At 39.8% G+C, this 22,720-nt stretch carries 27 protein-coding genes; 4 read left to right on the top strand and 23 right to left on the bottom strand.

Annotation, left to right across the window (positions count from 1 at the left end; all coding sequences use genetic code 11):
- Positions 1 to 12: 12 nt before the first annotated feature.
- From rpmC to rpsL, 16 genes are all read right to left on the bottom strand, one after another.
- Positions 13 to 201 (bottom strand): 50S ribosomal protein L29, encoded by a 189-nt coding sequence (gene rpmC / locus IGJ20_RS00810; protein WP_002383858.1) that lies wholly within the window; start codon positions 199 to 201, stop codon positions 13 to 15.
- Entirely contained in the window at positions 191 to 625 is a 435-nt protein-coding gene (gene rplP, locus IGJ20_RS00805) for a 50S ribosomal protein L16 (RefSeq protein ID WP_002356208.1), read from the bottom strand. The genes rpmC and rplP overlap by 11 nt, the downstream gene beginning before the upstream one ends.
- A 2-nt stretch (positions 626 to 627) precedes the next feature.
- Positions 628 to 1,284: a 30S ribosomal protein S3 gene (gene rpsC / locus IGJ20_RS00800; protein ID WP_002356207.1), complete on the bottom strand. Its 657-nt coding sequence runs from the start codon at positions 1,282 to 1,284 to the stop codon at positions 628 to 630.
- Between the two features lie 66 nt (positions 1,285 to 1,350).
- Entirely contained in the window at positions 1,351 to 1,698 is a 348-nt protein-coding gene (gene rplV, locus IGJ20_RS00795) for a 50S ribosomal protein L22 (protein ID WP_002356206.1), read from the bottom strand.
- Between the two features lie 21 nt (positions 1,699 to 1,719).
- Positions 1,720 to 1,998, bottom strand: coding sequence for a 30S ribosomal protein S19 (rpsS, locus tag IGJ20_RS00790; protein ID WP_002356205.1), 279 nt, complete (start codon positions 1,996 to 1,998; stop codon positions 1,720 to 1,722).
- Between the two features lie 42 nt (positions 1,999 to 2,040).
- Positions 2,041 to 2,871 carry a 50S ribosomal protein L2 gene (rplB, locus tag IGJ20_RS00785; RefSeq protein ID WP_002356204.1) on the bottom strand — a complete coding sequence of 277 codons (831 nt, stop codon included), beginning with the start codon at positions 2,869 to 2,871 and terminating at the stop codon, positions 2,041 to 2,043.
- A 39-nt stretch (positions 2,872 to 2,910) separates the two neighbouring features.
- A complete protein-coding gene (locus IGJ20_RS00780; protein ID WP_002356203.1) occupies positions 2,911 to 3,201 on the bottom strand; it encodes a 50S ribosomal protein L23 in 291 nt (96 codons plus the stop codon).
- Positions 3,201 to 3,824, bottom strand: a complete 624-nt coding sequence (rplD, locus tag IGJ20_RS00775) for a 50S ribosomal protein L4 (protein ID WP_002356200.1) — start codon at positions 3,822 to 3,824, stop codon at positions 3,201 to 3,203. Before rplD ends, IGJ20_RS00780 begins: the two co-directional genes overlap by 1 nt.
- Before the next feature lie 25 nt (positions 3,825 to 3,849).
- Complete coding sequence (gene rplC, locus IGJ20_RS00770) at positions 3,850 to 4,479, bottom strand: 50S ribosomal protein L3 (RefSeq protein WP_002356199.1); 630 nt, start codon at positions 4,477 to 4,479, stop codon at positions 3,850 to 3,852.
- A 21-nt stretch (positions 4,480 to 4,500) separates the two neighbouring features.
- On the bottom strand, positions 4,501 to 4,809 hold the full coding sequence (gene rpsJ, locus IGJ20_RS00765; protein WP_002389727.1) for a 30S ribosomal protein S10: 309 nt from the start codon (positions 4,807 to 4,809) through the stop codon (positions 4,501 to 4,503).
- Positions 4,810 to 5,157: 348 nt separating this feature from the next.
- Entirely contained in the window at positions 5,158 to 6,324 is a 1,167-nt protein-coding gene (locus tag IGJ20_RS00760; RefSeq protein WP_002391607.1) for an SAM-dependent methyltransferase, read from the bottom strand.
- A gap of 271 nt (positions 6,325 to 6,595) precedes the next feature.
- Positions 6,596 to 7,420, bottom strand: a complete 825-nt coding sequence (thiD, locus tag IGJ20_RS00755) for a bifunctional hydroxymethylpyrimidine kinase/phosphomethylpyrimidine kinase (protein WP_010713619.1) — start codon at positions 7,418 to 7,420, stop codon at positions 6,596 to 6,598.
- Between the two features lie 180 nt (positions 7,421 to 7,600).
- Complete coding sequence (tuf, locus tag IGJ20_RS00750; RefSeq protein WP_002356194.1) at positions 7,601 to 8,788, bottom strand: elongation factor Tu; 1,188 nt, start codon at positions 8,786 to 8,788, stop codon at positions 7,601 to 7,603.
- 150 nt (positions 8,789 to 8,938) lie between these two features.
- On the bottom strand, positions 8,939 to 11,020 hold the full coding sequence (gene fusA / locus IGJ20_RS00745; RefSeq protein WP_002356192.1) for an elongation factor G: 2,082 nt from the start codon (positions 11,018 to 11,020) through the stop codon (positions 8,939 to 8,941).
- Positions 11,021 to 11,103: 83 nt separating this feature from the next.
- The gene (gene rpsG, locus IGJ20_RS00740) at positions 11,104 to 11,574 is read right to left on the bottom strand and encodes a 30S ribosomal protein S7 (protein WP_002356191.1); all 471 of its coding nucleotides are present in this window, start codon (positions 11,572 to 11,574) and stop codon (positions 11,104 to 11,106) included.
- A gap of 55 nt (positions 11,575 to 11,629) precedes the next feature.
- Positions 11,630 to 12,043, bottom strand: coding sequence for a 30S ribosomal protein S12 (gene rpsL, locus IGJ20_RS00735; protein WP_002356190.1), 414 nt, complete (start codon positions 12,041 to 12,043; stop codon positions 11,630 to 11,632).
- Positions 12,044 to 12,387: 344 nt separating this feature from the next.
- Between rpsL and rpiA the strand changes: the two genes are divergently transcribed.
- The 3 genes from rpiA to gpmA all read left to right on the top strand — a co-directional run bounded on the left by rpiA (position 12,388) and on the right by gpmA (position 14,546).
- Complete coding sequence (gene rpiA, locus IGJ20_RS00730; RefSeq protein WP_010709139.1) at positions 12,388 to 13,068, top strand: ribose-5-phosphate isomerase RpiA; 681 nt, start codon at positions 12,388 to 12,390, stop codon at positions 13,066 to 13,068.
- Positions 13,069 to 13,109: 41 nt separating this feature from the next.
- On the top strand, positions 13,110 to 13,685 hold the full coding sequence (locus IGJ20_RS00725) for a recombinase family protein (RefSeq protein WP_002356188.1): 576 nt from the start codon (positions 13,110 to 13,112) through the stop codon (positions 13,683 to 13,685).
- Positions 13,686 to 13,859: 174 nt separating this feature from the next.
- Positions 13,860 to 14,546, top strand: coding sequence for a 2,3-diphosphoglycerate-dependent phosphoglycerate mutase (gene gpmA / locus IGJ20_RS00720; protein ID WP_002359343.1), 687 nt, complete (start codon positions 13,860 to 13,862; stop codon positions 14,544 to 14,546).
- A 56-nt stretch (positions 14,547 to 14,602) separates the two neighbouring features.
- On the opposite strand, the gene IGJ20_RS00715 is transcribed toward gpmA, so the two are convergent.
- From IGJ20_RS00715 to IGJ20_RS00700, 4 genes are all read right to left on the bottom strand, one after another.
- On the bottom strand, positions 14,603 to 15,805 hold the full coding sequence (locus IGJ20_RS00715) for an iron-containing alcohol dehydrogenase (protein WP_002386357.1): 1,203 nt from the start codon (positions 15,803 to 15,805) through the stop codon (positions 14,603 to 14,605).
- A gap of 113 nt (positions 15,806 to 15,918) precedes the next feature.
- Positions 15,919 to 16,923, bottom strand: coding sequence for a FecCD family ABC transporter permease (locus IGJ20_RS00710; protein WP_033594621.1), 1,005 nt, complete (start codon positions 16,921 to 16,923; stop codon positions 15,919 to 15,921).
- On the bottom strand, positions 16,920 to 17,930 hold the full coding sequence (locus IGJ20_RS00705) for a FecCD family ABC transporter permease (RefSeq protein WP_202522274.1): 1,011 nt from the start codon (positions 17,928 to 17,930) through the stop codon (positions 16,920 to 16,922). Before IGJ20_RS00705 ends, IGJ20_RS00710 begins: the two co-directional genes overlap by 4 nt.
- On the bottom strand, positions 17,927 to 18,733 hold the full coding sequence (locus IGJ20_RS00700) for an ABC transporter ATP-binding protein (RefSeq protein ID WP_002356183.1): 807 nt from the start codon (positions 18,731 to 18,733) through the stop codon (positions 17,927 to 17,929). Before IGJ20_RS00700 ends, IGJ20_RS00705 begins: the two co-directional genes overlap by 4 nt.
- A gap of 230 nt (positions 18,734 to 18,963) precedes the next feature.
- Here IGJ20_RS00700 and IGJ20_RS00695 point away from each other — a divergent pair, with 230 nt between their 5' ends.
- A complete protein-coding gene (locus IGJ20_RS00695) occupies positions 18,964 to 19,902 on the top strand; it encodes an iron-hydroxamate ABC transporter substrate-binding protein (RefSeq protein ID WP_202317534.1) in 939 nt (312 codons plus the stop codon).
- Between the two features lie 39 nt (positions 19,903 to 19,941).
- On the opposite strand, the gene deoD is transcribed toward IGJ20_RS00695, so the two are convergent.
- The 3 genes from deoD to deoB are packed head-to-tail and all read right to left on the bottom strand — an operon-like array spanning position 19,942 to position 22,668.
- Positions 19,942 to 20,649: a purine-nucleoside phosphorylase gene (gene deoD, locus IGJ20_RS00690; RefSeq protein ID WP_002396136.1), complete on the bottom strand. Its 708-nt coding sequence runs from the start codon at positions 20,647 to 20,649 to the stop codon at positions 19,942 to 19,944.
- Positions 20,650 to 20,666: 17 nt separating this feature from the next.
- Complete coding sequence (locus IGJ20_RS00685; protein ID WP_002356180.1) at positions 20,667 to 21,485, bottom strand: purine-nucleoside phosphorylase; 819 nt, start codon at positions 21,483 to 21,485, stop codon at positions 20,667 to 20,669.
- 16 nt (positions 21,486 to 21,501) lie between these two features.
- Positions 21,502 to 22,668 (bottom strand): phosphopentomutase, encoded by a 1,167-nt coding sequence (deoB, locus tag IGJ20_RS00680; RefSeq protein WP_002356179.1) that lies wholly within the window; start codon positions 22,666 to 22,668, stop codon positions 21,502 to 21,504.
- Between the last annotated feature and the right edge of the window lie 52 nt (positions 22,669 to 22,720).

Below are 22,720 nucleotides of genomic sequence, written 5' to 3'. Positions count from 1 at the left end.
CTCCTTCCACTATTAGTTAGCTTGTTCACGCAATACTGTTTTGATGCGTGCAATCGATTGACGTACTTCTTTAATACGTGCAGTGTTTTCTAATTGACCTGTTGCTAATTGGAATCTTAAGTTGAACAATTCTTCTTTTAATTGTTTTTCTTTATCTAGCATTTCGGCAGTGGTTAATTCTCTGATTTCTTTAACCTTCATTCGATTCACCACCCATTTCCTCACGTTTTACGATCTTAGTTTTTACCGGCAATTTGTGAGATGCAAGACGAAGAGCTTCACGAGCTACTTCTTCAGGAACGCCTGCGATTTCAAACATGATTTTACCACGTTTAACTGGTGATACCCAGCCTTCTGGTGCCCCTTTACCTTTACCCATACGTACGCCGATAGCTTTACTTGTGTAAGACTTGTGAGGGAAAATTTTAATCCATACTTTCCCGCCACGTTTCATGTAACGAGTCATTGCAATACGGGCTGCTTCGATTTGACGGTTAGTAATCCAGTGAGATTCAGTTGCTTGTAAACCCCATTCACCAAATGCTACTTCTTTTCCGCCTTTAGCTTCACCGCGCATTTTTCCGCGGAATTCACGACGGTGTTTTACACGTTTAGGTACTAACATGATTATTTCCCTCCTTTCTCAGTGTTTTTTTTCGTTGGAAGAATTTCTCCACGATAGATCCACACTTTAACTCCTAGTTTTCCGTAAGTAGTGTCCGCTTCTTCCCATGCGTAATCAATGTCCGCACGTAATGTGTGAAGTGGTACAGTTCCTTCAGAGTATCCTTCTGAACGAGCGATATCCGCACCGTTTAGACGACCTGATACTTGAGTTTTGATTCCTTTAGCGCCAGCACGCATTGCGCGTTGGATGGCTTGTTTTTGAGCACGACGGAAAGCAACACGGTTTTCTAATTGACGTGCAATTCCTTCGCCTACTAATTTTGCATCTAAATCTGGTTTTTTGATTTCAACGATGTTGATGTGAACTCGTTTGCCAGTTAATTTGTTTAATTCTTTTCTTAGGTTTTCGACTTCAGATCCGCCTTTACCGATAACCATACCTGGTTTAGCTGTGTGAATTGAAATGTTAACACGGTTTGCAGCGCGTTCGATTTCAATTGTAGATACAGCAGCATCAGCAAGTTTTGTTGCGATAAATTTACGGATTCTTAAATCTTCGTGTAAGAATTCAGCATACTCTTTTTCAGCATACCATTTCGCATCCCAGTCGCGGATGATGCCTACACGCATTCCAATTGGATGTACTTTTTGACCCACTGATTGTCCCTCCTCTTAAATGTTTAAGCTCTGTTTTCATAAAGAAAACAGCCTATTTCATGAGACTTATTTCTCTGTTACAACTACTGTGATGTGACTAGTACGTTTGTTGATTGGTGAAGCTGAACCTTTTGCACGAGGACGGAAACGTTTCATTGTTGGTCCTTCGTTAACAAATGCTTCAGATACGACTAAGCTTTCAACGTCTAAGTCAAAGTTGTTTTCTGCGTTAGCAACTGCTGACATTAAAACTTTTTCAATGATTCCAGCAGACTTGTTCGGTGTGAATTTCAAGATTGAAATTGCATCCGCAACGCTTTTCCCTCTGATAAGATCGATTACTAAACGTGCTTTACGAGGTGAAGTGCGAACTGTTTTTGCAGTTGCTTTAGCTGATGTAATTTGTTCTGACATTTGCATATCCTCCCCTCAAAATTAGCGTTTAGTTTTTTTATCGTCAGCAACGTGGCCACGATAAGTTCTAGTTGGTGCAAATTCACCTAATTTATGTCCTACCATGTCTTCTTGAATGTAAACAGGGACATGTTTCCGTCCATCATATACAGCGATTGTGAAACCTACGAATGATGGAAAAATTGTAGAGCGGCGAGACCAAGTTTTAATTACTTTTTTCTTTTCGGCACCTTGTTGTGCTTCGACCTTTTTCATCAAATGATCATCGACGAAAGGTCCTTTTTTTAAACTACGACCCATGGTGAACCTCCTCTCAAAATGTACGACACATGGTCAAAAAAATTATTTAGTACGACGACGAACGATAAGTTTGTCTGATTTAGCTTTTTTATTACGTGTTTTGTATCCAATTGCTGGTTGACCCCATGGAGATACTGGCGCTTTACGTCCAATTGGTGTTTTACCTTCACCACCACCGTGTGGGTGATCGTTAGGGTTCATTACGCTACCACGAACAGTTGGGCGTTTACGCATCCAACGAGAGCGGCCAGCTTTACCAATGTTGATTAATTCGTGTTGTTCGTTACCAACTGAACCGATTGTTGCACGGCAAGTTGCTAAGATCATACGAACTTCGCCAGAGTTTAAGCGGATTAATACGTATTTGCCTTCTTTACCAAGTACTTGCGCGCTTGTTCCAGCTGAACGGATTAATTGTCCACCTTTACCAGGTTTCATTTCAATGTTGTGGATAACTGTACCAACTGGAATGTTTTCCAATGGTAATGCGTTACCTACTTTAATATCTGCTTCTGGACCAGATACTAGGCGCATGCCTACTTCTAATCCTTTTGGTGCTAAGATGTATGCCTTAACCCCGTCTTCGTAATGAACTAACGCGATGTTAGCAGAACGGTTTGGATCGTACTCGATCGTTTTAACAACCGCTGCGACGTTATCTTTATTACGTTTGAAGTCAATCACACGGTATTGACGTTTGTGACCGCCACCTTGGTGACGAACCGTAATGCGACCGTTGTTGTTACGACCGGCATTGTTTTTTAATGGCTGTAACAATGATTTTTCTGGTGTTGAAGTTGTGATTTCAGCGAAATCAGAACTTGTCATGTTACGACGGCCATTTGTGGTAGGTTTGTACTTTTTAATCGCCACGTCTTATTTCCCTCCTACGTTGATATTGTTCAGGACTGCTTATTCAGCAGCTTCGAATAATTGAATTTCTTTTGAATCTTCAGTTAATGTAACGATCGCTTTGCGACGTTTTTTTGTATAACCTGCATATTTACCCATGCGTTTGAATTTTGGACGCACGTTTAAGATGTTTACGTTTGCTACTTTAACATCGAATGCTGATTCAACAGCTTGTTTTACTAAAGTTTTGTTTGCGCGAGTGTCCACTTCGAAAGTATATTTCTTTTCGTCCATAGCTAACATGGATTTTTCAGTGATCACTGGGCGTTTGATTACGTCTAGTAATTCCATTATGCAAGCACCTCCTCAATTTGAGTAAGAGCTGTTTGTGTTGCCAAGACTTTGTTAGCTGACACAACATCTAACACACTAACGTTATCAGAAGTTACTACAGAAACGTTTGGTAAGTTACGAGCTGATAAAGCTGCAAAGTCGTTACCATTTTCTAAAACAACTAATACTTTAGTATCGATAGACAAGTTAGCAAGAACTTGTTTGAATTCTTTTGTTTTTGGTGCATCGAAGCTTAAACCTTCTACTGCTACCAAGTTATTTTCAGCAACTTTGTCTGATAATACAGATTTCATTGCTAAGCGACGAACTTTTTTAGGAAGTTTGTAGCTGTATGAACGCGGTGTTGGTCCAAAGACTACGCCACCTCCACGCCATTGTGGTGAACGGATTGAACCTTGACGAGCACGACCAGTTCCTTTTTGACGCCATGGTTTGCGGCCACCGCCACGAACAGCGCTACGGTTTTTAACTGCGTGTGTTCCTTGTCTTAATGAAGCACGTTGCATGATGATTGCATCATAGACAACACTTTCATTAGGTTCGATTCCGAAGATTTCTTCATTTAAAGTGATTTCACCGTTTTGAGTTCCATCTTGTTTGAATAATGCTACATTCGGCATTCCTTAGTTCCTCCTTTCCCTACACTTATTTAGCTTTCACAGCTGATTTGATTGTGATTAAAGATTTTTTCGCTCCAGGAATGTTTCCTTTGATTAAGATAACATTTCTTTCTACGTCCACTTTAACAACTTCAAGGTTTTGAATTGTTACGCGGTCGCCACCCATACGGCCGGCTAGTCGTTTATTTTTAAATACACGGTTAGGCGCTACTGGACCCATTGACCCAGGACGACGGTGATAACGAGAACCATGAGACATAGGTCCGCGGCTTTGGCCGTGACGTTTGATTGCCCCTTGGAATCCTTTACCTTTCGTAGTACCTGTAACATCAACAACGTCTCCTGCTTGGAAAACATCTACTTTGATTTCTTTACCTACTTCATATTCTCCTAGCTCAACATTCTTGAATTCTTTAATGAAGCGCTTAGGAGCCGTGTTTGCTTTTGCAACATGACCTTTCGCAGGTTTGTTTGATAAAACTTCACGTTTGTCTTGGTAACCAACTTGGATAGCTTCGTATCCGTCAGTTTCAACAGTTTTTACTTGTAAAACTACGTTTGGCGTAGCTTCAACTACTGTTACTGGAATTAATTCACCAGACTCAGTAAAGATTTGTGTCATTCCCACTTTTTTCCCTAAGATTCCTTTGGTCATGAGTACACCTCCATCTTAATTTTATAGTTTGATTTCAATATTAACACCAGACGGTAAGTCAAGCTTCATTAGAGCGTCAACTGTTTTTGGTGTTGGGTTCACAATGTCAATTAGACGTTTGTGAGTACGCATTTCGAATTGTTCGCGAGAATCTTTGTATTTATGAGTCGCACGAATAACTGTGTAAAGTGAGCGTTCTGTTGGTAATGGAATCGGACCTGATACGTCAGCTCCAGTTCTTTTTGCTGTTTCCACAATTTTATCCGCTGATTGATCTAAAATACGGTGTTCATACGCTTTTAAACGGATACGAATTTTTTGTTTTGCCATCTTGTTCCCTCCTTCGCCTATTTTAAAAGTAGACATAGCTCCACGAAAATTTATCCGGCATGCTCGTTCATGGCAAAGCGTCCGAGCGTGTCGCAACCTCTCGCTTCACAGCCGGCAAATCAAATCGTTGATCTACCAATGCTTTTTACACTCCTGTAAACAGCACCTTTTTGATTATACTATGAAAGGATAGTGTTAGCAAGGATTTTCTGCGTTTTTTTGAAAGAATTTTTTCTTGTTTTGAAAAGCATTTGTTTTGTTTTTCAATTCTTTTCATTCTATTTTTATAAAAAAAGAATTTGAGATTCTTTTTTTACCAGAATCTCAAATTCTTTCTTTTTTATTCTATTAACCAATCCGGCGCATTGGAATATCATTGTTATCTGGATGAACCAATAAATATTGAATAACATCAATATTGCTTGCTTGGAATGAGGCTGCACATGCTTGCAAATATAAGTCCCACATTCGATAGAAGCGCTCGCCTTTTTCGTCAACAATTTCTGCTTCTATATTATGGAAGTTTTTTGTCCAATGTTCCAACGTCAATTGATAATCTCTGCGCAAACTTTCCAAGTCGATCACTTGCAAGTCGTTTTCTGTCATATGGCCGACTAGCTCAGTGACACCAGGAATATAGCCACCTGGGAAAATATAACGATTAATCCAAGCATTTTTAGCCCCACCTTGTTGGCGACTGATCCCATGAATCAACGCCGTACCTTTAGGCGCTAAATTTCGTTGAACGACGTCAAAATATTCATGTAGATTTTCTGCACCGACATGTTCAAACATCCCGACACTCGTAATATGGTCAAAAGACTCTCCTTTTAAATCACGATAATCCATCAACTTGACAGTCATTCGATCTTGTAGGCCTTCTTTTTCTATAATATGGCGAATATGATGAAATTGCTCTTCACTTAATGTAATCCCAGTTGCTTTGGCTCCGTATTCTTTCACCGCAGTTAAAATTAACGTGCCCCAGCCGCAGCCAATATCCAGTAAAGTGTCGCCCTCTTTGATAAACAATTTATCTAAAATATGATGAACTTTATTCACTTGCGCTTGTTCTAATGTATCTTCAGGCGTTTTAAAATAAGCACATGAATACGTCATTGTTTGGTCAAGCCATTTTTTGTAAAAATCATTTCCTAGATCGTAATGGCTGTGAATATCCTCTTGCGAGCGTTTTTTTGAATGACTTTCTTTAGGAAGCCATTTAATAAATTTAGCATTGTGTAAAAAGCTATCCTTTTGGTTATACACATCATAAATCAGTGCTTGGATATCGCCTTCGATTTCAATTTTGCGATCCATGTAGGCTTCCCCTAAAGTTAACGAAGCGTTATTCAGTAAATCCTTCACAGGAATTTTTTCATTGAATACAATTTTAAAAACCGGATCCCCCGACCCTTGCCCATACTCTTTGACGGTACCATCCCAGTATGTGACTTGTGTCTTTTTTGAAAAAGACCATTTAAACAGTTGACTGTACGTTTCTTTTTCTAACATTGCATTCCCTCCATTAAATACCATTTGAAGCCAAAACAAAAAGAAGTCGCTTTCCGGTAGTTCGTCAAAACAAACACCACAGTCCGTTCTAAACTGAAGCACAGAAAAGTTAACACCCCTTCTATGTTCCGCTTCTTTTTTTGCAATTACAGTTCTATTCTACTCCTCTTTTAAAAATTTGAACATTCTTTTAACGCAATACCTACTATTGTTATTCTTTATCACAAAAAAACTAGAGCCAGTCCTTGACAGACTCCTCTAGTTTTAAATATTATGCTTTCTTACACATCCGTTGTTCCGCATGAGTGTATGCGCCATGCCATACGTGCCCCACATAAGGATTAACTTGAATACCGTGTTTAATCGCCGCTGCTACAAATTTTTTTGCTAAAGTTACTGCTTCTAACACCGAATAACCTTTCGCCAAGCCAGCTGTGATTGCCGCTGAAAAAGTACAACCTGCACCATGATTATAATCAGTAGGATATAATTCATTTTCCAAAAGATGCGCGGTGTGACCATCGTAAAACAAGTCCAGTGCTTTTTCACCAGCTAAGCGATGTCCCCCTTTAACCACGACATGCTTGGCTCCCATTTGTACAATTCGTTTTGCCGCTTCTTCCATCTCCGCCACGGAAGAAATTTCGCCTAAACCAGATAAGATGCCCGCTTCAATTAAATTAGGCGTGGCCACTAATGCTAATGGCAGTAAATCGTTTTTTAGGCCTTCCACACTTTTGGGTTGTAGAATTTGTGCCGTTCCCTTACAAGCAATGACTGGGTCAATCACGACTTTTTGAATTTTTTCTTGTTTAATGTACTTACTAGCCATTTTAATATTTTGTTCATTACCCATCATCCCTGTTTTCAAAGCCGCTACTGGACCGCCTGCAAAAACCGAAATCAATTGTTTTTCTAAGAGCGTTTCTGGCAATTCAGTTACTTCATGTGACCAACCTGTCGTAGGATCCATCGTCACAATCGAGGTTAAACTTGAAAATCCAAAAACTCCATACTCTTCAAATGTTTTTAAATCTGCTTGAATCCCTGCCCCTCCAGTTGAATCGGAGCCTGCAATCGTCAATACTTTTTCCATTAAATCACCTAACCTTTTTATCCAAGTATACGGAAGAAACAAGTCTGCTAAAACAGCCAATTGGCTTATTTTTTAGCCAGCCAATTTCTAAACAAAAAAAGACCAGAGAATAAATTCTCTGGTCTTACGTCCGAATACCCCAGTTTTTTACGCTGGTTAAAGCTATAGTTAAAAAGTTAATTATTTAACGATTTCAGTAACAACGCCTGAACCTACAGTACGTCCGCCTTCACGAATAGAGAAACGAGTTCCGTCTTCGATAGCGATTGGGTGAATTAATTCAACGTCCATAGCAACGTTATCACCAGGCATTACCATTTCAGTACCTTCTGGCAATTCTACAACACCAGTAACGTCTGTTGTACGGAAGTAGAATTGAGGACGGTAGTTAGTGAAGAATGGAGTGTGACGTCCGCCTTCTTCTTTTGATAATACGTATACTTCAGCTTTGAATTTTGTGTGTGGAGTGATTGTAGCTGGTTTAGCTAATACTTGTCCACGTTCGATATCTTCACGTGCTACACCACGTAATAAAGCACCGATGTTGTCGCCTGCTTCAGCGTAGTCTAATAATTTACGGAACATTTCAACACCTGTAACAGTTGTTTTAGATGTTTCGTCTTTAATACCAACGATTTCAACTTCGTCACCAACGCGAACTTCACCACGTTCAACACGGCCTGTAGCAACAGTACCACGTCCAGTGATTGAGAATACGTCTTCGACTGGCATCATGAATGGTTTGTCAGTATCACGTTCTGGAGTTGGGATATATTCGTCAACTGCAGCCATTAATTCTAAGATTTTTTCTTCATAAGACTCGTCGCCTTCTAAAGCTTTCAAAGCAGAACCTGCGATAACTGGAACATCATCGCCTGGGAAATCGTATTCTGATAATAAGTCACGAACTTCCATTTCTACTAATTCTAATAATTCTTCGTCATCAACCATATCCATTTTGTTTAAGAATACAACGATGTATGGTACACCAACGTTACGTGATAATAAGATATGTTCACGTGTTTGAGGCATAGGACCATCAGCAGCAGAAACTACTAAGATAGCTCCGTCCATTTGAGCAGCACCAGTGATCATGTTTTTAACGTAGTCCGCGTGTCCTGGGCAGTCAACGTGTGCATAGTGACGAGTTTCAGTTTCATATTCGATATGAGAAGTGTTGATTGTGATTCCACGTTCTTTTTCTTCTGGAGCGTTATCGATAGAATCGTAGCTTTGTGCTTCCCCGCCACCGTGTTTTGATAATACAGTAGCAATTGCAGCTGTTAATGTAGTTTTACCATGGTCAACGTGTCCGATAGTACCAATGTTAACATGGGATTTAGAACGGTCAAATTTTTCTTTTGCCATTTTGAATGTTCCTCCTAAAAATATAAATTTTATTGTTTGTTTTATATGTGATAGACGTTACTAAAAATCGTCTGATCATCATAAGCTATTTTACACGAAATCTTGAAAAAAGGATAGTTCTAAAAACAAACCTTTTATTCTCAAGGAAAATTATGCGTTGCCGCCGTTTTTCTTGATGATTTCTTCTTGAACAGACTTAGGTACGTCTTCATAGTGGTCAAATACCATCATAAATGTACCGCGTCCTTGTGTTGCTGAACGTAATGTTGTAGCATAACCAAACATTTCAGCTAAAGGTACCATCGCATTAACGATTTGAGAGTTACCGTGTGCTTCCATACCTTCAACACGTCCACGACGACTTGTTACGTGTCCCATGATATCACCTAAGTAATCTTCAGGAACAGTAATTGTAACTTTCATCATTGGTTCTAAAATAACTGGGTTTGCATTTTTAGCCGCAGCTTTCAATGCCATAGAAGCAGCTACACGGAAGGCCGTTTCATTTGAATCGACATCGTGGTATGAACCATCGTAAAGTTTTGCTTTGATATCAACTAATGGATAACCAGCAAGAACACCGTTGTTCATAGAGTCTTCTAACCCTTTTTCAACTGCTGGGATGTATTCACGAGGAACCACACCACCGACAATTGCGTTTTCAAACTCGAAGCCTTTACCTTCTTCATTTGGTGTAAATTCAACCCATACGTGACCGTATTGTCCTTTACCACCAGACTGACGAACGAATTTACCTTCTGCTTTAGTCGCAGCACGGAATGTTTCGCGGTAAGATACTTGAGGAGCACCTACGTTAGCTTCAACTTTGAATTCACGTTTCATACGGTCTACTAAAACGTCTAAGTGCAATTCACCCATACCAGAGATAACTGTTTCACCAGTTTCAACGTTTGTTTCAACGCGGAATGATGGATCTTCTTCAGCAAGTTTTTGTAGAGCCACGCCCATTTTATCTTGGTCAGCTTTTGATTTAGGTTCAACAGCGACTTGGATAACTGGGTCAGGGAATTCAATAGATTCAAGAATAACTGGTGCATCTAATGCACATAATGTATCACCAGTTGTTGTGTCTTTTAGACCAACAGCAGCAGCGATATCACCAGAGTACACTTTGTCAATTTCTTGACGAGTGTTGGCGTGCATTTGTAGGATACGACCGATACGTTCTTTTTTGCCTTTTGAAGCGTTCAATACGTATGAACCACTTTCAAGGACACCAGAATAAACACGGAAGAAAGTTAAACGACCTACGAATGGGTCAGTCATAACTTTAAATGCTAATGAAGCGAAAGGTGCTTCGTCATCAGCTGGACGAGTTGTTTCTTCGTCTGTTTTAGTATCGATCCCTTTGATAGCATCGATATCTAATGGAGATGGTAAGTAATCAAGAACAGCGTCCAACATTAATTGAACCCCTTTATTCTTGAATGCTGAACCAGCTAATACAGGGAAGAACTCAACGTTGATTGTTGCTTGACGGATACCAGCGACTAATTCTTCTTCAGTGATTTCTTCACCTTCAAGATATTTCATCATTAAGTCTTCGTCAGTTTCAGCAACAGCTTCAACTAATTTTTCGCGCCATTCTTGCGCTTTTTCTAAATAATCTTCAGGAATATCAGTTTCTTGAATATCTGTTCCCAAATCATTTGTGTAGATTTCAGCTTTCATTTTAATCAAGTCAATGATTCCAGTGAAGTCTTCTTCAGCTCCGATTGGAATTTGAATTGGATGAGCGTTTGCTTGTAAACGATCATGTAATGATTCTACTGAATAGAAGAAGTCCGCACCGATTTTATCCATTTTGTTACAGAATACGATACGAGGAACTTTATATTCAGTCGCTTGACGCCAAACAGTTTCTGTTTGAGGTTCTACACCTGATTGAGAGTCAAGAACTGTTACCGCACCATCTAATACGCGTAGAGAACGTTGTACTTCAATTGTGAAGTCCACGTGTCCTGGAGTATCGATGATATTTACACGGTAGCCTTTCCACTGTGCAGTTGTCGCAGCGGATGTAATCGTGATACCACGTTCTTGTTCTTGTTCCATCCAGTCCATTTGTGAAGCACCTTCATGGGTTTCACCGATTTTATGGATTTTACCAGTGTAGTACAAGATACGCTCAGTTGTTGTTGTTTTACCAGCATCAACGTGGGCCATGATACCAATGTTACGAGTTTTTTCAAGTGAAAATTCTCTTGCCATTTTGTATGTTTACTCCTCTCTTTATTTAAATCGATTGTAAATTGACTTTCTGCTGCCACTTTACGCGACAGACAGAGAGGATCTTACCAACGATAATGAGCAAATGCGCGGTTTGCGTCTGCCATTTTGTGTGTGTCTTCGCGTTTTTTAACAGAAGCGCCAGTGTTGTTAGCAGCATCCATGATTTCTTTCGCTAGACGTTCTTCCATTGTGTGTTCACCACGTAGACGTGCGTAGTTAACTACCCAACGTAAACCTAAAGTTGTACGACGTTCTGGACGAACTTCAACTGGTACTTGGTAGTTAGACCCCCCAACACGACGTGCTTTAACTTCAAGAACAGGCATAACGTTTTTCATTGCTTGTTCAAAAACTTCCAATGGATCGTTACCTGTAGATTCTTTGATGATATCAAATGAATTATAGATAATGTTAGCAGCAATCCCGCGTTTACCGTCAACCATTACACGGTTGATTAAGCGAGTTACTAATTTTGAGTTATAAATTGGATCTGGTAAAACATCACGTTTTGCAACAGGACCTTTACGAGGCATCCGTAACTCCTCCTTCCGAAATATGATTTTTCAAGTTGTTATTGTCTTATTATAATTAAGCTTTAGGACGTTTTGTACCGTATTTAGAGCGGCTTTGTTTACGGTCGTTAACACCGGCAGTATCAAGCGCACCACGAACGATATGGTAACGTACCCCTGGTAAGTCTTTTACACGTCCACCACGTAATAATACCACGCTGTGTTCTTGTAAGTTGTGACCGATACCTGGGATATAAGCTGTAACTTCGATTAAGTTTGACAAACGAACACGGGCATATTTACGTAAAGCTGAGTTCGGTTTTTTAGGTGTCATCGTACCCACACGTGTACAAACTCCACGTTTTTGCGGAGAGTTAACGTTTGTTTGAGTTTTCTTAAAACTGTTATATCCTTTGTTTAAGGCTGGTGAATCAGATTTTTCTACTTTAGATTTACGAGGTTTACGTACTAATTGGTTAATTGTAGGCATTCCTTGTTCTCCTCCTTCCTTACTTCGCTTCTAGTTCCACACATCCAGGTGGTTCTTTTTTCGCGATAAAAAATAATGCAATCTCTGCACTCTTTATCAAATATGCTTTGATAGACAGTCAGCACGTCCCTATAAGGAACCTGTAGATAAAGCACCTTTGTTAGGATACCACGATAAGTATCAGCTGTCAACCCTCTTCTTTCGCCTTTCGTAAAAAAGCTTTTCCTTCTATTTAAATGCACTTTTCCTTTAAAAATTTTTATGACTTTTTCAAAAACTTTCTATCTTTTTTAGTTAAATAACGGTACAATATCTTTGACTATTGAAGGGGGCGGAAAACAGCGATGAATCTGAAACAAATGGTAGGAATCGAAGCTGCAAAATATGTAGAAGACGGCATGATTGTCGGTTTGGGTACTGGCTCAACAGCAAAATTTATGGTAGACGAAATTGGTCGTCGCGTAAAAGAAGAAGGATTGTCAATCGTGGGGGTTACTACTTCAAAAGAAACAGAGAAACAAGCCTTAGCCTTGGGCATTCCTTTAAAGGGTATTGATGAGGTTCCGTATGTGGATCTTACTATTGATGGCGCCGATGAAATCAGCGCTGATTTTCAAGGAATCAAAGGCGGTGGCGCTGCCTTACTTTTTGAAAAAATTGTGGCCACTTATTCAAAGAAATGTATTTGGATTGTGGATAAATCAAAAATGGTGGACGATTTAGGGGCTTTCCCACTTCCAGTTGAGGTTGTTCCTTATGGCAGCCGCCAACTAGTGCATTTATTTGAAGAAAAAGGCTATCACCCAACACTTCGTTTAAACGCTGCTGGCGAAACATTAATAACAGATGGAGGCCACCATATCATCGATTTACATTTAGAAAAAATTACAGATCCAGAAGCTTTAGGTTCTTATTTAGACAACTTGGTTGGCGTCGTTGAACACGGCTTATTTTTAAATATGGTTTCTATGGTAATCGTCGGTTATGAAGATGGACCGAAAACCTTACATGTTCCCGCACGTTAAGAATGTGTGAAAAAAGATTATTTATATAGGAAGGATAATATATGAAACGAATTGGTTATGCACGCACAACTATTATTGAAGACGATTTAAAAAATCAACTAACCACTCTCCAATCGTTTGGTTGTGATGATATTTTCCAAGAGACATTTGATCCTCAAGCGGAGATCAGTGTCTTAGACGAAGTCGAAAAACTTCTTTCTGCTGGGGATACACTTATTGTTTGTAAATTGCACCATTTAGGTAAAACAACCCGCCAATTAACAGACTTTATGAAAATGTTAAAGGAAAAACAAGTTGATTTTGTCAGCATTTCAGAAGGAATTGATACTCACCTTCCAACAGGTGAAGCCTATTTCCAATTAATGGAGAGCTTATCTGCGATGGAATGTGCACTAATTAAAGAACGAACACTCGTCGGGCTCCACAAAGCTCGTGAAAACGGAAAAGTAGGTGGACGTCCAAAAATTGATGGACGTACCGTCCGCAAAATCCGTGCATTATATTACGAAAACAAAGAAACAATCCAATTTATTTCTAATAAATGCGGCGTTTCGGTGGGCACTTGTTATAAGTACATCAATTTACCTGAGACAGATGTCGAGCGGCTGTATTCCTAAGAATAAAAAAGAAGTCCTTCAGATGGGGCTTCTTTTTTGATTCGATTTCACTCTAATTTTTCAGCAACTTTCACGTTTTTTTACTATTTTCCATTGGAAATCTTACGCAAAACGGTGTACAATAAACGTGGAAATCTTATTTTCAGAAAACTAAACTCAAAGGAGAGCTTATACATGCCAAAATTAGTTTTTTCTCGTCATGGACTTAGCGAATGGAATGCCTTAAACCAATTTACTGGATGGGCTGACGTAGATTTAGCACCTGAAGGTGTTGAAGAAGCAAAAGAAGGCGGCCGTAAAATTAAAGAAGCAGGCATCGAATTCGACGTTGCTTATACTTCTGTTTTAACTCGTGCCATCAAAACTTGTAACTATTTACTAGAATACTCAGATCAATTATGGGTACCTCAAATCAAATCTTGGCGCTTAAACGAACGTCATTATGGTAAATTACAAGGACTAAACAAAAAAGAAACTGCTGAAAAATACGGAGACGAACAAGTCCACATCTGGCGTCGTTCTTACGATACTCTTCCTCCATTAATGGAAGCAACAGATGAAGGTTCTGCAGCAAACGACCGTCGTTATGCAATGTTAGACCAACGCGATATTCCTGGTGGCGAAAACTTGAAAGTTACTTTGGAACGTGCATTACCATTCTGGCAAGATGAAATTGCGCCAGCTTTAAAAGACAACAAAACTGTCTTAGTAGCGGCTCATGGTAATTCATTACGTGCTTTAGCTAAACACATCGAAGGCATTTCTGATGAAGATATTATGGATCTTGAAATCCCAACAGGTAAACCATTAGTTTATGAATTAAACGATGATTTAACTGTGAAAGAAAAATACTACTTATAAGAACTTGTTTCTTATTAACAAAAGCGGTTTGCCAAGGCAAACCGCTTTTTTATGGATTAAATAAATTGACTTTCGGTTAAACAATCTTTATAAATCGCTACTATGTCCGCTACATCCAATGGTACATAAGCCTTTTCGGCAATTGCACTATGGGCCACAGCTTGTTGTGCCATTTCTTCAAATTTATCTGCTTCGATGCCAACTTCTGGTAATGTCATTGGAATGCCACAAGCCACAAAGTAATCATACAATGCTTGAATACCTTTTTTCGCTGCTACTTCCTCCTCTTGTTCGACTATTCCCCAAACATTTCGAGCAAACTGTGCAAACTTGCCTACGGTTTGTTCAGACAAAACGTAATTCATCCAACGAGGCGTTAAAATTGCTAAGCCAATCCCATGCGTAATGTCATAAAACGCACTTAATTCATGTTCCATTGGGTGACAAGACCAAACACCTTGTTTGCCGCGCCCTGTTAACCCATTTAAGGCTAAACTACTTGCCCACATTAAATTAGCACGTGCATCATAATCTTCTGGATTTTCTAAAGCAATAGGACAATTTTTGATAACCGTTCGCATTAAGCCTTCTGACACAAAATCTTGGACGTCCGTGCCTGTCGAAATACTAAAATAGTTTTCAATCAAATGACTGAAAATATCCGCTGAGCCAGCTGCTGTTTGATTTTGAGGAACCGTAAAAGTATTCGTTGGATCCAAGAACGAAACTTTTGGAATCATATTCGGACCACCAAAGCCTAATTTTTGATTGGTTTCTAAGTTAGAAATGACAGCACCTGCGTTCATTTCACTACCTGTTGCTGCTAAAGTCAAGATGGTCACGATTGGTAAAGCAGGACCAGTATACCCTTTTCTGGCTGCAATAACTGTCCAGATATCTTCTTCCGAATAAAAGCCCGCAGCAATTGCTTTGGAACAATCAATGGTTGAACCACCGCCAACTGCTAAAATAACATCGACTTGGTTTTCTTTACACAACTCAATTCCTTTTCTAACGGTTTCAATGCGCGGGTTTGGTTCGACACCGCTCAACTCAATCAGTGTATGCCCGTTTTTTTGGGCCAAATCAGTAATTTGTTGGTACAAGCCATTACGTTTGATACTACCGCCACCATAAACAAGTAAGACATTTTTGCCAAATTGATCTAACACAGCAGGTAATTCGTCTAAACGATCTTTCCCAAAACGGATGTCTGTTGGTACATAAAAATTAAAGTTTTCCATTCTTTCATCCTCCATTCAATGCTCTTACGCATTTATCATACTATTTTTTTAAAAATCCGCCAATAAAAAAGCCGAGCAAATGACAGTTGCTTTCACAACGATCGCTTGACCCAGCTTTTGATTCTTTTTTATAACGAATCGCTTGTTTTGATTAACAAACAAAGAAAATAAGGCGCACCGATGATCGCAACAATAATCCCTGCAGGCATTTCTCCATTGCCAGGCAATAGCCGACCAATCGTATCACTAACCAATAAAAGTAAACTCCCAAACAACGCCGCCAACGGCAATACCTGTTTTTGTTGCGTAAAACCACATTTGCGAGCAATATGTGGCGCAAGTAAACCTAAAAAATTAATTCCCCCTGTAACGGAAATCGCTGATGCCGCCAACATCACCGCTAACAGCAACGAAACGATTCGTTCTTTTTTCACAGCAATACCTACAGAAATAGCTGTTTCGTCCCCCAATTGTAAAATATCCAACAGACGATGACGCTTCATCGCAAAAAAGAACCCGATGACTAACCAAGGCAACAAAGCGCCCACAAAGAACCAATTACTGCCCCAGATACTGCCTGCTTGCCACATTGTAACAAAACGGTACTTTTCAGTGTCAATTTTTGATGTAATTAATAAGGTGAGTGCTGAAATACCCGTACTCAAAATGACACCCGCTAAGACCATTCGAACTGGCGTCAATCCTAAACGATGATGATACGCAATTACCAAAATCCCAACAGCCGCTAGCAAGCCGCCAACTAAGGCCACGAGCGGAAGTGCAAACGTCGTGATACTTGTCGTTTCAATAAAACTAATAAACAAAATCACTGCCAAACCCGCACCCGCATTAATGCCTAAAATCCCAGTATCTGCTAACGGATTCCGAGTAATCCCTTGAAGAATAGCGCCGCTTAAGCCTAAAGCTGCGCCCGCTAGGACCGCAAGCACAATCCGTGGTAACCGAAAATCCCAAACTAACAGTTGTTTGGCCTGACTTCCCTGTCCCAAAAGAAGGGCTTTTAAATCCATGAAGGAAACAGATAATTCCCCTTGCGTTAAACTGATACAAGCAGTTAGGATAATCCCAACTATTAAGATAGCCACCCAACGGGACACTTTTTTCTGTGTCATCCTAGTTGCCCTCCTTTACGAAATAAATAAAGAAAGAATGGGATGCCAATTAAGGCCGTGATAATCCCAAATGGTGTTTCAAAAGGCGGATTCACCATTCGAGCGATTAAATCTGCCACCAAAACGAGGAGCGCACCGCCTAACGCCGAGAACGGAATCAAGCGACGGTAATTTTCTCCAGAAACTGTTCGCATCACATGAGGCACCACCAAACCAACAAAACTGACCGAGCCAACTAGCGCCACAGACAATCCTGATAAAAGCAAAATCGTTATACTGGCAAACAACCGAATACGCTGCGGATTTCGCCCCAAACCAATTGTTGCATCATCGCCAAACCGTAAAATAGTCACCGACGGACTAATCAGAATTGCTAATGCAAATGCGCCCAGAAAGATCGGGACGACTATTTTTAATTGTGCCCAAGAAATAACGCTGACACCGCCAAGAAACCAAAACGTTAACTCTTGACTCAAATTGAACTGAATGGCTAAGAATTGACTAAATGATAAAAAAAGGGCACTAATACCAGCTCCCACTAAGGTCAGACGCATGGGGCTTGCTCCTCGAATTGAATGATTAGAAAGATAATAAATCAGTGCCACACTCACGCCAGCACCAAGAAAAGAAACAACTAAAAACCACCAATAACTTGCCTGAGGGAGGAAAGCAAAAACAAGCGCTAAGCCCAAGCCAGCCCCAGCATTGATACCCAGCAAGCCAGAATCTGCCAATGGGTTTTGCGTAATCCCTTGCGCTAACGCCCCACTCACCGCTAAACTTGCTCCCACAAAAGCGGCCCCTAAAATCCGCGGCAACCGAACCGTTTGGATGACTTGATGCGCTTGATTGGTCGCATCGAAGTGCGTAAATGATTCAATAATCGTTTGAATCGAAACCGACGTCGCACCAAACATCAATGACAGAAGCATTGTCCCAATTAGCAAAAAAAGACAGACAAGTAACACTTGCCATTGGTGTCTATAAAATCCGCTTATGCCTTTCATCCATCCAGCTCCATTTCCATCAACTCATAAGAAAGCACTAGTGGCCGCTGTGTCTGACTATGATAACTAATTTCTGCTTGAATAGCGAAAACATCTGCTAAGCCAGTAACAGTAATCACTTCTTGCGGTGTTCCCTCATTGATAATCTTTCCCTCTTTCATCGCAATCACGCGATCAGAAAAACGAGAAGCTAAATTAATATCATGAATCGTCATCACGATAGTTTTCTGATGTTCTTGATTAATTCGTTTTAACACATTTAAAATTTCTAGCTGATGCGCTGGATCCAAATAGGTGGTCGGTTCATCTAAAATTAAAATATCTGTATCCTGCACTAGCGCCATAGCAATCCAAACCCGTTGGCGTTGCCCACCTGATAAAATTGCCACAGACTCTCTAGCTAACTCAGTTAAGCCTGTTAATTCTAATGCCCATTGTATGTACTCTTGATCTTCTGTGGTGACACTTTTCCAGCCCGATTGATAAGGATATCGCCCGAAAGAGACGAGGTCAAAAACAGATAAATCGATTGTATTTTCTGGCGTTTGTGATAAGATCGCTAGTTCTTGTGCTACTTCTTTTGAAGAAAAATGTTGAAGTTCTTGGTTCTTAATGAACACCTTGCCTTTCTCAGCTGGCAAAATACGCGCAAGTGTTTTTAACAAGGTCGATTTGCCACAACCATTTGGTCCAATAATACTTGTAATAGTTCCCGCTTCAAATGAACAGTTCAGCGCTTCACTAATCACTTGACGACCATATCCTGTAGTTAAGTCCTCTGCCTCTAAATAATTCATAACCATTCCTCTTTAATTTTTCTGTCGTTATTTTACATTTATTGAGAATCGTTCTCACTCATTGTTCCTTGATTATAAAAGACCCTTCCTTAAAAAGCAATGTTTCTTCCAATCAAAAAAACGAATTATCTAAAAAATGCAACTTATTTGCTCAAAAAAGCAAGCGATGATTGACAAACGGTCGTTTTTAACTGATAATGAGAATCGTTATCAACTAAAAATAAAGGAGTTACACAATGAAACTTTTAAAAAAGACGGTCCTAATTGGTACAACCCTTCTTCTTGGTTCATTCTTACTCGCAGCTTGTGGTAATACGAATAAAGAAGCCAACAACGCTGACAAAACACATGAAGTAACAGATACCTTAGGCAATAAAGTAACCGTCCCCGCGAAACCCAAACGGATTATTGCGAGTTATTTAGAAGATTATCTAGTTGCATTAGGAGAAAAACCAGTGGCACAATGGACAGTTGGACAAGGTAGCATTCAAGATTATTTAGCGAAAGAATTGAAAGATGTCCCCACTATTTCCTATGACTTGCCATATGAAGCGGTTCTAAAATTTGAACCTGACTTATTATTAATCAGTTCATCTGCTCTAGTTGAAGGCGGTAAATACAAAGAATACAGTAAAATTGCGCCAACTTATGTAGTCAAAAACGGCGAAAATGTCACTTGGCGTGATCAATTGGAAGATATTGCCACTGTTTTAGATAAAAAAGAACAAGCGAAAAAAGTGTTAGAAGATTATGATACCTTAACCAAAGGCGTCCAAGAAGACCTTGGCAAAAAAGATGCTGGCAAATCTGCGGCAGTCTTATGGGTAACCAACAACCAAGTCTTTATGGTTAGCGATAATCGCTCAAGCGGAACCGTGCTCTATCAAGACTTAGGCCTCCAAGTTCCAAAATTAGTGGAAGAAATTTCTAAAAACGCTACTGCGGATTGGAATCAAGTTTCTTTAGAAAAATTAGCTGAGCTTGACGCAGACCACATTTTCCTTGTAAACAGTGATGAATCAGCACCTCTTTTCCAAGAAACAATTTGGAAGAACTTACCTGCTGTGAAAAATAACCAAGTTCATACCTATGATAAAAAAAGTAGTTGGTTATACAACGGACCTATTGCGAATACCCAAATTGTTGAAGATGTAAAAAAAGCGCTCTTAAATTAAAAAAAATGCTTGGATGATTGTTTTCATCCAAGCATTTTTTTAATTAGCAATTGCTGTTTCTAAACCAACTTCAATCATTTCATTAAACGTCGTTTGGCGTTCTTCTGCCGTTGTTTCTTCGCCTGTCACCAAGCTATCACTCACCGTCATAATCGCCAATGCTTCTACATCAAATTTTGCTGCTAAATAATATAACATTGCCGCTTCCATTTCAATCGCTAATACCCCGTATCGACCTAAACGAAAGACATCATCTAAGCTATCTTTGTAAAAAACATCATCTGACAATACGTTACCAACATGGGTAGTAAAGCCTTTTGCTTTAGCAATTTCGTAAGATTTGAGTAAAAGATCAAAGCTCGCAATTTGTGGAAAATCATATTTAGGAAAATCATTGCGAATCGCGGAAGAAGGTGTCGCTGCTGCTTGTGCGATAACTAATTCACGAACGTTGACTTTTTCTGAAATAGAACCACACGTACCAACACGAATTAACTTCTTCACATTGTAAGAGTTAATTAACTCATGGGCATAAATACCTGCTGAAGGCATACCCATCCCTGTTCCTTGGACCGAAACATGCTGTCCCTTATACGTTCCTGTGTAACCTAACATCCCACGAACTTGATTATAGCAGACAGGATTCTCTAAAAAAGTTTCCGCAATATATTTTGCTCGGAGGGGATCCCCTGGTAGTAAAATTTTATCGGCAATTTCACCTGGTTTTGCTTCGATATGCACACTCATTCTGGTTTACTCCTTTTTTATAAAGCTGCTAGTGTTGCTTTCACTAACTCTTTGAATTGTCCTTTAACGCGTTCAGTTGTTTCAACTACTTCTGCATGATTTAAGCTACTTTGCATACCAGCTGCTAAATTCGTAATACAAGAGATGCCTAGTACTTTCATGCCACTATGCACAGCTACAATGACCTCCGAAACAGTTGACATGCCAACTGCATCCGCACCCATCGTCCGTGACATCCGAATTTCTGCAGGCGTTTCATATGTCGGGCCAGAAAAGCCCATATACACGCCTTCTTTTAAATCAATATTTTGTTCCGCAGCCACTTTTTTTGCCACTTCCCGATATTCTTGCGTGTAAGCATGACTCATATCTGGAAAACGCGGCCCGATTTCTTCATCATTTTCACCAATTAACGGATTATCGCCTGTAAAATTAATGTGGTCATTGATTAACATCAAATTCCCCGGTGTATATGTTTCATTTACGCCACCAGCTGCATTGGTTACAATCATTGAATGAATGCCTAAAGCAGCCATCACACGAACGGGATAAGTGACCGTTTGCATCGAATGTCCTTCATAATAATGAAAACGTCCTTGCATCGCCAAAACTTTTTTTCCAGAAAGCGTTCCGTAAACTAATTGTCCAGCATGTCCAACGACTGTTGAAACAGAAAAATGGGGAATTTCAGAGAAAGGAATAGCAATCGCATCGGTTATTTCATTAGCTAATTCACCTAACCCAGAACCTAAGATTAGACCGAAGTCTGCTTGTTGCACCCCTTTTTCTTTCAAAAACTCAGTTGTTTCGTTTAAATGGTTCGTTAACGTTGTCATGTGTTGCCTCCTCGAATTATTGTAATTGATTTAAAAAGCTTTGACCGTTTTCCGTTGCAGGAACTTCAAAGTTTTCAGCAATCGTTGCTGAAATATCTGAATAAAATCCTTGTGGCAAGCTGCCTTGTTTTGTCATTTTTTTACTATAAGCCAATAAAGGCACATATTCACGTGTGTGGTCTGTTCCTGGGAAAGTTGGGTCATTCCCGTGATCTGCTGTAATTAAAAGCAAATCATCTTCGGCCATAGCAGCCATAATCTCTGGCAAACGACCATCAAAATCTTCGATGGCTTTTGCATAGCCCTTCACATCACGACGGTGGCCATACAGCGCATCGAAATCCACTAAGTTAGTAAAACTTAAGCCTGTGAAATCTTTGTTCATGACCGTTAATAATTGATCCACCCCATCCATATTGCTCTTCGTGCGGATAGCTTCAGTAATTCCTTGTCCATTAAAGATGTCGTTAATTTTCCCAACAGCGATCACATCATTGCCGTTTTCTTTCAACGAATCTAAAACAGTGTGGCCAAAAGGATCTAGAGCATAGTCATGACGGTTACTGGTTCGAGTGAAATTACCTGGTTCACCAACATACGGGCGAGCGATAATCCGACCAATCATATAAGGTTCGTCTTTCGTAATGTCACGAACATATTGACAAATTTTATACAATTCTTCTAATGGAATAATGTCTTCATGCGCCGCAATTTGTAAAACAGGATCTGCTGAAGTATAAACGATTAGATCCCCTGTTTTCATTTGATGTTCGCCATAATCATCAATGACTGCTGTCCCGCTATATGGTTTGTTACAAACAACTTTTCGCCCAGAAAAATCTTCAATTTGTTTCAGCAATTCTTCAGGAAAGCCGTTTGGGAATACCCGAAAAGGTTTTTTGATGTTCAAGCCCATAATTTCCCAGTGACCGGTCATAGTATCTTTTCCAACAGAAATTTCTTCTAATTTGGTGGCATAGCCATCGTGGTCTGCCACTGCTTTGACACCTGTTAAAGGAGCAATAGTTCCCAATCCAAGTTTTTCTAAATGAGGAATGGTTAGTCCCGCTTCTTTGGCAATATGACCCAGTGTATCACTGCCGACATCTCCAAATTTTTCAGCATCTGGTGCTTCACCAATACCGACTGAATCTAGTACGATTAAATGAACACGTTTAAACACACTTGCTTCCTCCTCTAAGGTCGTAAATACGTCAAGAATGACAATTATTTTA

It is taken from the genome of Enterococcus sp. DIV0294 (assembly GCF_050558155.1).
Taxonomy (GTDB): Bacteria; Bacillota; Bacilli; order Lactobacillales; family Enterococcaceae; genus Enterococcus; species Enterococcus faecalis.
The sequence above is the reverse complement of the archived record's forward strand: the minus strand, read 5'-3'. Positions and strand labels throughout refer to the sequence as shown.

Coding starts and splice junctions, on each gene's coding strand:
- IGJ20_RS00780 (WP_002356203.1), bottom strand. CDS start 3,201: ATGGAATTACTAGACGTAATCAAACGCCCAGTGATCACTGAAAAATCC.
- IGJ20_RS00705 (WP_202522274.1), bottom strand. CDS start 17,930: ATGAAAGGCATAAGCGGATTTTATAGACACCAATGGCAAGTGTTACTT.
- IGJ20_RS00700 (WP_002356183.1), bottom strand. CDS start 18,733: ATGGTTATGAATTATTTAGAGGCAGAGGACTTAACTACAGGATATGGT.
- IGJ20_RS00715 (WP_002386357.1), bottom strand. CDS start 15,805: ATGGAGGATGAAAGAATGGAAAACTTTAATTTTTATGTACCAACAGAC.
- rpsL (WP_002356190.1), bottom strand. CDS start 12,043: ATGCCTACAATTAACCAATTAGTACGTAAACCTCGTAAATCTAAAGTA.
- IGJ20_RS00695 (WP_202317534.1), top strand. CDS start 18,964: ATGAAACTTTTAAAAAAGACGGTCCTAATTGGTACAACCCTTCTTCTT.
- deoD (WP_002396136.1), bottom strand. CDS start 20,649: ATGAGTGTGCATATCGAAGCAAAACCAGGTGAAATTGCCGATAAAATT.
- rpsJ (WP_002389727.1), bottom strand. CDS start 4,809: ATGGCAAAACAAAAAATTCGTATCCGTTTAAAAGCGTATGAACACCGT.
- thiD (WP_010713619.1), bottom strand. CDS start 7,420: ATGGAAAAAGTATTGACGATTGCAGGCTCCGATTCAACTGGAGGGGCA.
- rplV (WP_002356206.1), bottom strand. CDS start 1,698: ATGTCAGAACAAATTACATCAGCTAAAGCAACTGCAAAAACAGTTCGC.
- tuf (WP_002356194.1), bottom strand. CDS start 8,788: ATGGCAAAAGAAAAATTTGACCGTTCTAAATCCCATGTTAACATTGGT.
- IGJ20_RS00710 (WP_033594621.1), bottom strand. CDS start 16,923: ATGACACAGAAAAAAGTGTCCCGTTGGGTGGCTATCTTAATAGTTGGG.
- rplC (WP_002356199.1), bottom strand. CDS start 4,479: ATGACCAAAGGAATCTTAGGGAAAAAAGTGGGAATGACACAAATCTTT.
- gpmA (WP_002359343.1), top strand. CDS start 13,860: ATGCCAAAATTAGTTTTTTCTCGTCATGGACTTAGCGAATGGAATGCC.
- rpmC (WP_002383858.1), bottom strand. CDS start 201: ATGAAGGTTAAAGAAATCAGAGAATTAACCACTGCCGAAATGCTAGAT.
- rpiA (WP_010709139.1), top strand. CDS start 12,388: ATGAATCTGAAACAAATGGTAGGAATCGAAGCTGCAAAATATGTAGAA.
- rpsG (WP_002356191.1), bottom strand. CDS start 11,574: ATGCCTCGTAAAGGTCCTGTTGCAAAACGTGATGTTTTACCAGATCCA.
- rplP (WP_002356208.1), bottom strand. CDS start 625: ATGTTAGTACCTAAACGTGTAAAACACCGTCGTGAATTCCGCGGAAAA.
- fusA (WP_002356192.1), bottom strand. CDS start 11,020: ATGGCAAGAGAATTTTCACTTGAAAAAACTCGTAACATTGGTATCATG.
- IGJ20_RS00725 (WP_002356188.1), top strand. CDS start 13,110: ATGAAACGAATTGGTTATGCACGCACAACTATTATTGAAGACGATTTA.
- IGJ20_RS00685 (WP_002356180.1), bottom strand. CDS start 21,485: ATGACAACGTTAACGAACCATTTAAACGAAACAACTGAGTTTTTGAAA.
- rpsS (WP_002356205.1), bottom strand. CDS start 1,998: ATGGGTCGTAGTTTAAAAAAAGGACCTTTCGTCGATGATCATTTGATG.
- rplD (WP_002356200.1), bottom strand. CDS start 3,824: ATGCCGAATGTAGCATTATTCAAACAAGATGGAACTCAAAACGGTGAA.
- IGJ20_RS00760 (WP_002391607.1), bottom strand. CDS start 6,324: ATGTTAGAAAAAGAAACGTACAGTCAACTGTTTAAATGGTCTTTTTCA.